This window comes from Aeromonas sp. L_1B5_3, from assembly GCF_963866575.1.
Lineage (GTDB): Bacteria > Pseudomonadota > Gammaproteobacteria > Enterobacterales > Aeromonadaceae > Aeromonas > Aeromonas jandaei.
Genome location: NZ_CAWMDN010000127.1, coordinates 53092 through 65150, shown reverse-complemented (window position 1 = coordinate 65150; position 12059 = coordinate 53092). Strand labels below are relative to the sequence as shown.

Annotated in this window: 10 protein-coding genes and 1 pseudogene; 7 read left to right on the top strand and 4 right to left on the bottom strand. The window is 57.4% G+C overall.

Going from position 1 to position 12059, the window contains the following annotated elements:
* Nucleotides 1-22: 22 nt before the first annotated feature.
* The 3 genes and pseudogenes from AACR93_RS16090 to fldA all read left to right on the top strand — a co-directional run.
* Nucleotides 23-103: pseudogene (locus AACR93_RS16090) on the top strand (DUF2788 domain-containing protein); the annotation flags it as partial.
* Between the two features lie 19 nt (nt 104-122).
* A complete protein-coding gene (gene ybfE, locus AACR93_RS16085) occupies nt 123-419 on the top strand; it encodes a LexA regulated protein (protein WP_005334297.1) in 297 nt (98 codons plus the stop codon).
* A gap of 39 nt (nt 420-458) precedes the next feature.
* Nucleotides 459-983 carry a flavodoxin FldA gene (fldA, locus tag AACR93_RS16080; protein ID WP_033113451.1) on the top strand — a complete coding sequence of 175 codons (525 nt, stop codon included), beginning with the start codon at nt 459-461 and terminating at the stop codon, nt 981-983.
* Nucleotides 984-1052: 69 nt separating this feature from the next.
* Here the strand turns inward: fldA and AACR93_RS16075 are convergent, their stop codons facing one another.
* Nucleotides 1053-1526: a DUF4442 domain-containing protein gene (locus AACR93_RS16075; protein ID WP_033113452.1), complete on the bottom strand. Its 474-nt coding sequence runs from the start codon at nt 1524-1526 to the stop codon at nt 1053-1055.
* A 243-nt stretch (nt 1527-1769) separates the two neighbouring features.
* Between AACR93_RS16075 and fur the strand changes: the two genes are divergently transcribed.
* A complete protein-coding gene (fur, locus tag AACR93_RS16070; RefSeq protein WP_033113453.1) occupies nt 1770-2198 on the top strand; it encodes a ferric iron uptake transcriptional regulator in 429 nt (142 codons plus the stop codon).
* Between the two features lie 115 nt (nt 2199-2313).
* Here fur and glnS read toward each other — a convergent pair whose 3' ends face one another.
* The 3 genes from glnS to nagE form a co-directional block, all read right to left on the bottom strand.
* Nucleotides 2314-3975 carry a glutamine--tRNA ligase gene (glnS, locus tag AACR93_RS16065; protein WP_043851330.1) on the bottom strand — a complete coding sequence of 554 codons (1662 nt, stop codon included), beginning with the start codon at nt 3973-3975 and terminating at the stop codon, nt 2314-2316.
* A 343-nt stretch (nt 3976-4318) separates the two neighbouring features.
* Nucleotides 4319-6982, bottom strand: coding sequence for a beta-N-acetylhexosaminidase (locus tag AACR93_RS16060; RefSeq protein ID WP_043851329.1), 2664 nt, complete (start codon nt 6980-6982; stop codon nt 4319-4321).
* A gap of 122 nt (nt 6983-7104) precedes the next feature.
* Nucleotides 7105-8583, bottom strand: coding sequence for an N-acetylglucosamine-specific PTS transporter subunit IIBC (nagE, locus tag AACR93_RS16055; RefSeq protein WP_043851328.1), 1479 nt, complete (start codon nt 8581-8583; stop codon nt 7105-7107).
* Nucleotides 8584-8855: 272 nt separating this feature from the next.
* On the opposite strand from nagE, the gene nagB reads away from it, so the two are divergent.
* From nagB to nagC, 3 genes are read left to right on the top strand one after another with little or no spacing between them, the layout of a single operon-like run.
* Nucleotides 8856-9656, top strand: coding sequence for a glucosamine-6-phosphate deaminase (gene nagB / locus AACR93_RS16050; protein ID WP_043851327.1), 801 nt, complete (start codon nt 8856-8858; stop codon nt 9654-9656).
* A gap of 9 nt (nt 9657-9665) precedes the next feature.
* A complete protein-coding gene (gene nagA / locus AACR93_RS16045) occupies nt 9666-10811 on the top strand; it encodes an N-acetylglucosamine-6-phosphate deacetylase (protein ID WP_043851326.1) in 1146 nt (381 codons plus the stop codon).
* A gap of 4 nt (nt 10812-10815) precedes the next feature.
* On the top strand, nt 10816-12030 hold the full coding sequence (gene nagC / locus AACR93_RS16040; RefSeq protein ID WP_033113459.1) for a DNA-binding transcriptional regulator NagC: 1215 nt from the start codon (nt 10816-10818) through the stop codon (nt 12028-12030).
* Nucleotides 12031-12059 lie beyond the last annotated feature (29 nt).

Sequence of the window (12059 nt, the reverse complement as noted above, 5' to 3'; positions counted from 1 at the left end):
GAGATGTGTATAAGAGACAGGGTTGGTACTGTTTCTGGGTTGTGCAGGTTTTGTCGCCAAGGGGCTGATCGAACTGGGCTGGGAAGGCTCAGGACTAGGCTAACAATTTTCATCTGTGATGTATGGCCAAACAGCAAACTGATCGAACAACACTGGATCTGTTCGCAAACGAGAAGCGCCCCGGCAGGCCAAAGACCAACCCACTCCCCCGCGAGACCCAACTCAAGATCAACAAGCGTAACCAGCTTAAGCGCGATCGGGAGAATGGGCTGAAGCGGGTAGAGTTAAAGGTGGAGGCCGAGTTGCTGGAGCGCCTGAACCAACTTGCGTTGCAACAGAACATCAGCCGAGCCGAGCTGATCCAATCTATCCTGAAGCAACAGATTGAGTCCGCCTTTGCGGTGGATATTGCAGTCTGAGCGTCAAGCATTAACACCAAATACGGGTAACTAAACACTATGGCAAGTGTAGGTCTGTTTTTTGGCAGCGATACCGGTAACACCGAAGCTGTCGCCAAGATGATCCAGAAAGAGCTGGGCAAAAATCTGATTGAAGTCCGTGACATCGCCAAGAGCAGCAAGGCCGACATCGAGAACTTCGATCTGCTGATGTTCGGCATCCCGACCTGGTACTACGGCGAAGCACAGGCCGACTGGGACGACTTCTTCCCCGATCTGGGCGAAATCGACTTCACCAACAAGCTGGTTGCCATCTTCGGTTGTGGCGATCAGGAAGACTACGCCGAGTACTTCCTCGACGCCATGGGTACCCTGCGCGACATCGTTGAAGCCAAAGGCGCCATCATCATCGGTCACTGGCCGACTGCCGGTTACGAATTCGAAGCCTCCAAGGCGCTGGTAGATGACAAGCATTTCGTTGGTCTGGGCATCGACGAAGATCGTCAGCCTGAATTGACCGCCGAGCGCGTCAAAGGCTGGTGCAAACAGTTGCACGAAGAGATGTGCCTGGGCGAGCTGGAGTAATCTCCTCCCCCTGCTTGCAGCAACAAGGGCCCCGTCTGGGCCCTTGTTCTATCTGCAATTTGCTGCCGTTCACTCTCCCCTGTGCTCGGGTTTGGCCCGCACATAGAGGGTACGTTTCACCTGCGCCACCAGCTCTCCCTGACCGTCCTGCACCGTCACCTCGAATTCGGGAAAGTACTTGATACCCCCCTCGGTCGCCGCCACGATTTCGGCCAGCTTGCCGTCGCTCAGGTTGAATTCCGCCACCAGCTTGCCCTTGCCCGGTTTGATGTAGTTGATGCTGCCCGCCTTGTCCCAGACGTAATAACGGTTCTTGAAGTAGCCCATCAGCATCAGCGGATAGATGGGATCTGTCATGGCAAACATGCTGCCGCCAAACTGGGTGCGGTTGGCATTCTTGTTCCACCAGCGGGATTTCAGGGTGACCCGGCAGTAGCGAAAATCATCGCTCAGGGTCTCTATCTTGATGCCGGCGCCCCAGAAAGGGGGCCAGGCATTGAGGGCGCGGCGCACCCAGGCCGCGTTGTCAAAAAGCCAATCCATGGATCTCATCCGACCAGACATGTGAAAGTTACATCTTATCAACATCTGCCATCCCGGCAAGTCGATCAAGGTGATTGATTATTTCAATCCAGACCCGGATGAGTGGCTAAACCCTTTGAATTTGCGGGTTTATTTTTAGGGATGCAACGACCTATAATGACAGGCCAAGCGAGTTGAAGGTTGCCATTCCCGCGGCAGTCCATCAGAATAAACCCCACCTTCGAGAATGCGAATAAGTAGAATATGGCAGACAACAACCAAGCGTTAAAAAAGGCCGGGCTCAAGATCACCTTGCCCCGGGTCAAGATCCTGGAAATCCTGCAACAGCCGGACTGCCAACACACCAGTGCCGAAGATCTCTATAAACGCCTGATCGATCTGGGTGAAGAGATTGGCCTCGCCACCGTCTACCGCGTTCTCAACCAGTTTGATGATGCCGGTATCGTGACCCGCCATCACTTCGAAGGGGGCAAGTCGGTATTCGAGCTGGCGACTCAGGAGCACCACGACCATCTGGTTTGCCTGGACTGCGGCAAGGTGATCGAGTTCTCCGACGAGGTGATTGAGCAGCGCCAGAGCGAAATCGCCAAAAAGCACAATATCCGTCTCACCAACCACAGTCTCTACCTTTACGGTCACTGTGCCAGCGGTGAGTGCAAGCACGACGACTGAGTCGGCTGCAACATCAGATCACGGACAATAAAAAAGCCAGCATCAGCTGGCTTTTTTATTGTTCGAAACAGGATAGAAGCACAATGGAGGGCAGAGTCTCCCCTGCCCCACTGTATCAGCCTTCTACCTTGCCCCAGGAGTCGCGCAGGGCAACAGTGCGGTTGAACACCAGATGCTCCGGGCTGGAGAGCTTGTTGTCGGCGCAGAAGTAGCCTTCGCGCTCGAACTGGTAAGCCTGCTCCTGCTTGGCGTTCTTGAGCGAAGCCTCGACACGGGCACCCTCGATGATCACCAGAGATTCCGGGTTCAAAGCCGCTTCGAAGTCCTCTTCGGCACCCGGGTTCGGCACCTTGAACAGACGGTCGTAGAGACGCACTTCTGCCGGCAGGGAGTGAGTGGCGCTGACCCAGTGGATCACCCCTTTCACCTTGCGGCCATCGGCCGGATCCTTACCCAGAGTCTCGGGGTCGTAGCTGCAGTAAATACAGGTAACCTTGCCGTCGGCATCCTTCTCGATGCGCTCGGCCTTGATGACGTAGGCATTGCGCAGACGCACTTCCTTGCCCAACACCAGACGCTTGAACTGCTTGTTGGCTTCTTCTTTGAAGTCGGCTTCGTCGATGAAGATTTCGCGGGTAAAGTTCAGCTCGCGGGTACCCATCTCGGCGTTGCTCGGGTGAGCCGGGGCGGTCAGCACTTCATCGGCAGCCAGGTTCTCGATCACCACCTTCACCGGGTGCAGCACGGCCATGGCGCGCGGCGCATTCTCGTTGAGGTCTTCACGGATGCAGGCTTCCAGCATGCTCATCTCGACGATGTTGTCCTGCTTGGTCACGCCGATGCGCTTGCAGAACTCGCGGATGGAGGCAGGAGTGTAACCACGGCGACGCAGACCGGAGACGGTCAGCATGCGCGGGTCGTCCCAGCCATCAACGTGCTTCTCGGTCACCAGCAGGTTCAGCTTGCGCTTGGACATGACGGTGTATTCGAGGTTCAGACGAGAGAACTCGTACTGACGCGGGTGACAGTCGATGGTGATGTTGTCCAGCACCCAGTCGTACAGACGACGGTTGTCCTGGAACTCCAGAGTACAGATGGAGTGGGTGATCCCTTCCAGGGCGTCCGAGATGCAGTGAGTGAAGTCATACATCGGGTAGATGCACCACTTGTCACCGGTCTGGTGGTGGTGGGCAAACTTGATGCGATAGATAACCGGATCGCGCATCACCATGAAGGGAGAAGCCATGTCGATCTTGGCGCGCAGGCAGACGGAGCCCTCGGCAAACTCGCCGTTCTTCATCTTCTCGAACAGGGCCAGGTTCTCTGCCACGCTGCGGTCGCGGAACGGGCTGTTCTTGCCCGGCTCGGTCAGGGTGCCGCGGTACTCGCGCATCTGCTCGGGGGAGAGCTCGTCCACATAGGCCAGACCCTTTTCGATCAGTTCAACGGCGTAGCCGTGCAGCTTGTCGAAATAGTCGGAGGAGTAGCAGATCTCGCCGTTCCACTGGAAGCCGAGCCACTGCACGTCCTGCTTGATGGACTCAACGTACTCGATATCTTCCTTCGCCGGGTTGGTATCGTCAAAGCGCAGGTTGCACTGGCCCTGATAGTCGCGGGCGATGCCGAAGTTCAGGCAGATGGATTTGGCGTGGCCGATATGGAGATAACCGTTCGGCTCGGGCGGAAAACGGGTATGCACGCTGCTGTGCTTACCGCTGGCCAGATCTTCATCAATGATCTGACGAATAAAGTTAGTTGGGCTGTTCGCCTGACTCATGGCTCACCTCAAAAAAGCGTCACTGGCGGAAGTTGTGCCGGCTGGCACCCTCATCCCCCCGCCGTCAAGCCGGATATGATCCCTCATTACGCGCCCTGCCTCAACCTGAATTTGGCAGTTCCGGGCTATTGGCGTGCTAAAAAGCGGGTCAAAGCAGCCTCGTAATGCCGGATGTATAAAAAAGCCCCGCACAAGGCGGGGCTGAAAGTGATGAAAAACAAAACAGACAATACACACACAACAAAGGCTCACACGCACAGTCAACCTTTCCCAAATCCGATAGACCATCGCCCTTGGGAAAGGCGGGTCTTGCGACCCACCTTGCGTTACGACATCTGTACTATCAGTTCAGCTCGGTGACGCGGCTGGTGCGCTTGCCATCGAAGCTGGTGGTACGCAGGTAGACCTTGCCATCAACGGTCGGCTTGGCCGCGGCGTCGTAGGCACTCCAGGTCTTGCCGTCCAAGCTGTACTGGATGGGCAGACCCGGCAGATCCACGTTCGCTTCCAGCACACCGTTCACCACTTTGGCACCCGGTACGGAGAGGCGGTATTCAACACCGGCCTGATCCAGTTTCGGCAGAACGCGCTGACCCAGCACGTTGGCGAACTGGTTCCACTCTTTGTTCAGAGTGGCCTTGTTGACATGCTTGGTCTCGCCGGAGAACTCGCGACCTTTCACATAGTTCAGCTCGAAGCCACCCTTGTGCCATGCGCGCTCGGCCATGGAGAAGATACGCGGGTAAACCATGTACTCGTACTGAGCGTCGGTCCGTACGGTTTCACTCCACTGCTGGCCGGAGATGCCCTTGAACTTGACCGGATCCTGGTCACCCTTGGCCACGAAGGCATTACCGTCGCGGTCAACCGAGGTCTCGGCGTTCTGCGGCAGGTTTTCCGGGGCGAAGGCGAACACCTTGCGGGTGTCGTTGAAACGGGTTGCCCAGTAGTAGCCACGCTCAGCCGGGTGTACCTCGTTCGGGAAGTCGAAGTAGAGGTAATCCGGGTTGGACAGGACCACTTCGTAACCCTTGTGCGCCCACTTCATCGCTTCGTTGAAGCCACCCCAGTAGAGGGTTTCCCAGAAGTTGACACGGGTGTTGTCGGTGGCGAAGTCCTTGGCGCTGTTGGCGTACTTCAGACCATCTTCCCACGCCTGCAGGGTGGAGAAGCCGTGGCCCTTGACCATCTCGCCCACTTCCTTGGCGAAGTAAACCGGCAGTTCAGCAACGTCCTTGATCTTGCCATCGTCGATCATCTTCTGGCACATCGGGGACTTGCCAAACGGCTTGTCCTGCTTGCTGGAGTCGACGTTGCCTTTCCATGCCACCAGCTCTTCTTTCTTGGTTACGGCCGGATCCTGATAACCACCGCCCTGCATGATGTTCTTCGCTTCGTCACCACCGTAGTGCCATGCGGTCAACGGCTGGCCGGCGGCCTGATGCATCTGGGCAACTTCATCCATCACCTTGGCCACGAAGGTGGCAGCACCCGGCTGGCAAGGGTTGATGAAGGACATCTTGTCGTAGAACTGAACCGAGGTGACGTTGGAGGTATCAGCCGGGTCAGTCAGGCGGAACTGGTTGGCTTCGGCTTCTTTGCCTTCAGCCATCAGACGCTTGTAACGCGCTTCCATGGAGACCACGGCGGCACGAGCGTGGGCCGGCATGTTGATCTCGGGGATGACGGTCACACCGCGCGCTCTGGCATAACGCACCAGGTCGATATAGTCGGACTTGCTGTAGAAGCCGGAGCCCTGGTTGTCGCTGGTCGGGCCGGAGCCCAGTTGCGGCAGCAGGCACTTGGTTTCGGAGAGATCGTGGCAACGCTGGCTACCGACCTGAGTCAGTTCCGGCAGACCCGGTATCTCGAGACGCCAGCCTTCATCGTTGGTCAATCCTAAGTGCAGCACGTTGAGCTTCATGGCAGACATCTGGTCAACCAGCTTCTTCATGGTGTCCAGGCTGCGGAAGTGACGAGCCACGTCGGTCTGCATACCGCGGTATTCAAAGCGCGGCGCATCTTCAACGGTCATCTGGCTAACCAGCTTGTCGTTGACCCCCAAGAGGGAGATCAGGGACTGAGCACCCCAGTAGGCGCCTTCGATGTCATGACCCTTGATAACAGTGCCTTTCTTGCCGATGGTCATGTCATAACCTTCGGCCTGCTTGAGCTTGCTGCCCAGCTTGATGGTGACCGGGTAGCCGGTGTCGGAGAGGGTAACACCCAGCTTGGTCAGTTGTGCTTTCAGGGCTTCGGCGCGATCGCTCGGCAGATCCAGGGCATTGAGTTTGATGGTGGAGAAGTCAACCTGCGGGCCAGCCTTGACCACCTGCTTCATCGGGGTCGGCAGGATCTGGTTGTCGACCTTGCCAGCCGGCAGCAGAGTGCTGGTCTGGTTGGCAGCGAAACGGGTCTCGCTGTTCATCAGGATGTTCTTGTCATCCTTGATGCGCTTCCAGCCATCAGCCGGCATCGGCTTCTCGTAGGTGGTGGCATCATCGATGTTGCTCATGCTGGCCAGCACTTTCGGCTCGGCACCTTCGCTGGCGACATACCAGTTCGGCATGATGTCAGATTCGAACAGTACCCAATACTCGACCACCAGCGGTACTTCGACGGTGGCATCCTTGGCGAACCCCTGGAACTTCTCGGTTGGCGTCAAACGATAGAGGTCGCCGGTCAGGTGAGTAATGGTGAACTGGTCGTTGTCCACACGCTGGATGCGGCGGATGGAGGAGACATAGATGCTCCAGTCCTTGGAGGTGACGTCAGCACCGGTGTTGGTCAGGTGCAGCTTGGCAACGCCACAGCTCGCCCACTCGGAGCCCAGAGCCTGGCAATCGAGACCGGCACCGGCGCCATCGTTGGTGACCACTTCATACTTGACCACCAGGTTGTTGGCGAGGGAGTCGACCACGGCTTGCTTGGCGGCATCGGCTGCCTGGACCTGGCTGACGAAAACGGTAGACATGGCAATGGCTAACAGAGAATGTTTCAAGTTCATAACTGCTGCTCTCATTTGAAGTAAAGGTTGGATTTTCTTGGCTTTTTTTATATGGGGCCCCGAGGCGGGGCCCTTAGTTATGTCAACAATGGACTTAGACTTGAGGTGAGCGAGTCGCTCGATTAACGCAGGGCTTTCATCTCACCGGCGATGATTTCGGCCAATGGGCCCAGAATCACCTGCAGGTTCTGCTCACCGAGCTTGACCACACCGGCCGCACCCAGGGCTTTCAGCTTGCGCTCATCGACGATGCTGCGGTCTTTCAGGGTCAGACGCAGACGGGTGATGCAGGCATCGATGGTAACCAGGTTGTCCTGACCGCCCAACACTTCCAGATACTGCTTGGCCAGCTCGGTACGGTTGGTGGACTGGGCAGCAGCCGGAGCAGCAGCTTCATCATCTTCACGACCCGGAGTTTTCAGGTTCAGCTTGGCAATGACTACGCGGAACACTGTGTAGTAGAGGCCGAAGAAGACCAGACCCTGAGGGATCAGCATGTACCAGTTGGTTGCCAGCGGGTTGCGGCTGGAGAGCACCATATCCACCAGACCGGCACTGAAACCGAAACCGGCCATCCAGTGCATGGAGGCAGCGATGAACACGGAGATACCGGTCAGCACGGCGTGGATGACATACAGTACCGGAGCTACGAACATGAAGGAGAATTCGAGCGGCTCGGTTACACCGGTGAAGAAGGATGCAAAGGCAGCAGCGATCATGATGGACGCAACTTTCTCTTTGTTCTCTTTCTTGGCGGAGTGGTAGATGGCCAGAGCGGCACCCGGCAGACCGAACATCATGATGGGGAAGAAGCCAGCCTGGTACATACCGACCACGCCTTTCACCTGATCCAGGCTCTTGCCAGCGGCCAGAGCGGCATCGATGGTAGCCTGACCACCCAGGAAGTTCGGGATGTCGTTGATACCGGCCACGTTGAACCAGAACACGGAGTTCAGGGCGTGGTGCAGACCAATCGGGATCAGCAGACGGTTGAAGAAGGCGTAGATACCGGCGCCGGTGGAGCCCAGGCTCACGATGGACTCACCGAAGGAGACCAGACCACCGTAGATTGCCGGCCATACTGCCATCAGGATGAAAGATACGACGATCATCACGACGGAGGTTACGATCGGTACCAGACGACGACCGGAGAAGAAGGAGAGAGCCTTGTGCAGCTCGACGCTGCTGAAGCGGTTGTACAGCTCAGCGGCGATAACACCACACAGGATACCGACGAACTGGTTGCTGATCTTGGCAAACGCGGCAGGAACCTGCTCCACCGGGATGCTCTTGATCTGGGCCACAGCGCCCGGGCTCAGCAGGGTGGTAACGACCAGGAAGCCGACCAGACCTGCCAGAGCAGCAGAACCGTCTTTATCCTTGGACATACCGTAAGCAACACCGACTGCGAACAGTACGGACATGTTATCAATAATGGCGGCACCCGCTTTAATCAGGAAGGCAGCCAACGCGCTCTCACCACCCCAACCATTCGGGTCAATCCAGTAGCCAACCCCCATCAGGATCGCGGCGGCAGGCAATACCGCTACCGGCACCATCAGGGCACGGCCGATCTTTTGCAAATAACCGAGAATGTTCACGGTTCCTCTCCTTAGTTAATGTTTTTCTAGAAATTAAGTGCTTATCACGTTTGACGCATAAGCCATCAAGGCTTGATTTGCAGTCTAGGGCTTTTATTTCGCTGCGCAAATTAATAAACCGATAATCGTGATCGTTATCACCCAAACAAGATAAAGGTGGTGGATAGATGTGGCTTAGTTCGCAATCTTTATTTACGCTATAAAACAACTTAAATTCGTCTTAGCCCATTGCCACCGTCAAGCCGGTCGCAACCCGACACAGAGGTATCCATATGCGCCTGATTCCGTTGAAGTCCGCCAGCCAAGTAGGCCTGTGGTCTGCCCGTTACATCGTTGACCGTATCAATGCCTTCAAGCCGACAGCAGACCGCCCCTTCGTACTGGGCCTGCCCACCGGTGGCACTCCGCTCAATACCTACAAGCGTCTGATTGAGTTGCACAAGGCTGGCGAAGTGAGCTTCCAGAACGTGGTCACCTTCAACATGGACGAGTACGTCGGCCTGCCGGAAGATCACCCGGAGAGCTACCACAGCTTCATGCACAACAACTTCTTCAGCCACATCGACATCCGTCCCGAGAACATCAACATTCTCAACGGCAATGCCGAAGATCTGGTGGCCGAGTGCAAGCGCTACGAAGACAAGATCAAGTCCTACGGCAAGATCAACCTGTTCATGGGCGGCGTGGGTAACGACGGCCACATCGCGTTCAACGAACCTGCCTCTTCCCTCTCCTCCCGCACCCGGGTCAAGACCCTGACCGAAGATACCCGCATCGCCAACTCCCGCTTCTTCGGTGGCGATATGGAGCAGGTGCCCAAGCTGGCGCTGACCGTGGGTGTCGGCACCCTGATGGATGCGGAAGAGATCATGATCCTGGTGACCGGCCACGGCAAGGCACTGGCTCTGCAGGCCGCCGTGGAAGGCAGCGTCAACCACATGTGGACCATCTCCACCCTGCAACTGCATCCGAAAGGAATGATGGTGTGTGACGAGCCCTCCACCATGGAGCTCAAGGTCAAGACCGTTCGCTACTTCCAGCAGCTGGAAGCCGCCAACATCGGCCGTCTGTAAGGAGCGCCCATGTACGCATTGACCAACTGCACTCTCTATACCGGCAGCTGCGTGCTGACCGGTTACGGGGTGCTTATCGAGGGCGACAAGATTGTCGCCATCTCCCGCGAGGCCGAGCTGCCTGCGGGTATCGAACAGATTGACCTCAAAGGCGCCAATCTGACCGCCGGTTTCATCGACGTGCAGCTCAACGGCTGTGGCGGCGTGATGTTCAATACAGAGATCACCACCGAAACCCTGGCCACCATGCAGGCGGCCAACCTGAAATCCGGCACCACCAGCTTCCTGCCGACCCTGATCACCAGTCCGGATGCGGACATGAAGCAGGCCGTTGCCGTCACCCGTAACTACATGGCCGCCCACCCCAACGAGGTGCTGGGTGTCCATCTGGAAGGTCCCTACACCAACCTCAAGCGCAAGGGTATCCACCCTGCCGCGCAAATCCGCCAGCCAGCGGACGAGATGATCGACTTCTTCTGCGCCAACGCGGACGCCATTGCCAAGATCACCCTGGCACCGGAGCGCAACGATCCGGCCCACGTTCGCCGTCTGGTGGATGCGGGGATCCTGGTCTCTGCCGGCCATACTGCAGCCAGTTATGACCAGGCGATGGCTGGTTTTGACAACGGCATTCGCTTTGCCACCCACCTCTACAACGCCATGACCCCGACCCTCAACGGTCGCGAGCCGGGTGTGGTGGGCGCCATTTATGACCGCAAGGATGTCTACGCTGGCGTCATCGTCGATGGCCACCATGTGCACTGGGCCAACGTGCGTCTGGCACACAAGATCCTTGGTGAGCGACTGGTGCTGGTTACCGATGCCACTGCTGCGGCAGGGGCACCGGAAGGGTTTGAGAAATTTGATTTTTGTGGCACCACCGTCTTTTTGCGCGATGGTCAGTGCATTGACGAGAATGGTACACTCGGCGGCTCCTCCCTCACCATGATTGAAGGGGTGGAGAATCTGGTCAAGCAGGTCGGATTACCGCTCGATGAAGCACTGAGAATGGCCAGCCTCTATCCCGCGCGCGCCATTGGATGGGACTCACGTCTCGGTAGTATCCAGGTCGGTAAAGTAGCCAACCTCACTGTCTTCGATCAGGACTTCACGGTCCGTGGGACCGTGGTTAACGGACACTACACACAACAGTGACATCATGACTGGCGGACAAATAGCAAACGTAGATCTTATCAAGCAGGTCAACAGTGCAGCCGTATATCGGCTCATCGACCTGCAAGGCCCCATCTCGCGGGTCAAAATTGCCGAGTTGAGTCAGCTGGCCCCGGCCAGCGTGACCAAAATAACCCGGCAACTGATCGAGCATGGCCTGATCAAGGAGACCTCTCCGCAAGCCTCCACCGGCGGGCGGCGAGCCATCTCGCTGACCACCATCAAGCATCGCTTTCAGTTTGTCTCCGCCAAGCTGGGCCGTGGCTACCTGCAGCTGAGTCTCTATGATCTCGACGGCAAGGAGCTCGACCAGCACGTCATTCAGGTGACCGAGATCGACCAGCAGCCCGTGGTCGACATGCTGCTGCGGGAAATTGGCGCCTTCATCGACGCCAACGCCGAGCGCAGCCGCAATCTCATCAGCATCGCCCTCACCATGCCGGGTCTGGTCAATCCGGAATCCGGCATGGTCATCTATACCCCCAAGTACCAGATCCGTAATCTGGGACTGGCGAAGCTGCTTGAGAACCACTTTAACCTCCCCTGCTACGTGGGCAACGACACCCGCTCGCTGGCGCTGGCCGAACACTTCTTCGGCGAGTCCCGCGACTGCATGGACTCAATTCTGGTGAGCGTCCACCAGGGCACAGGCTCCGGGATCATCACCAAGGGTCAGGTGTTCCTCGGCCAGAACCGCAACGTCGGCGAGATCGGCCATATCCAGGTCGAGCCGCTCGGCAAGCGCTGCCACTGCGGTAACTTCGGTTGCCTTGAGACCATCGCCTCCAACGAAGCGATCATCGACAAGGTGAAGGAGCTTATCAGCCGCGGCCACCAGAGCTCGCTGCAGGAGAAGCACATCACCATTCAGGAGGTGTGCAAGGCGGCGCTGGCGGGCGACGAACTGGCTCGCAGCGTCATCGAGAACGTCGGCGAGCATCTGGGACGGGCGGTAGCCATCACGGTCAACCTGTTCAACCCGCAAAAGGTGCTGATCGCCGGCGAAATCACCGCAGCCGAAGAGATCCTCTTCCCGGCTATCCGCCGCTGCGTAGAGCACCAGTCCCTGCCAAGCTTCCACCGTGGCCTGCCCATCGTGAAGGCGCGCTTCCAGAACCAGCCGACCTATGGTGGCTTTGCGCTGGTCAAACGTGCCCTGCTGGAGGGAGACCTGCTGCAGATCATCATGGAGCAGAAGTAAGGTTTATCTTTTGCAATAAAAAACGGCAG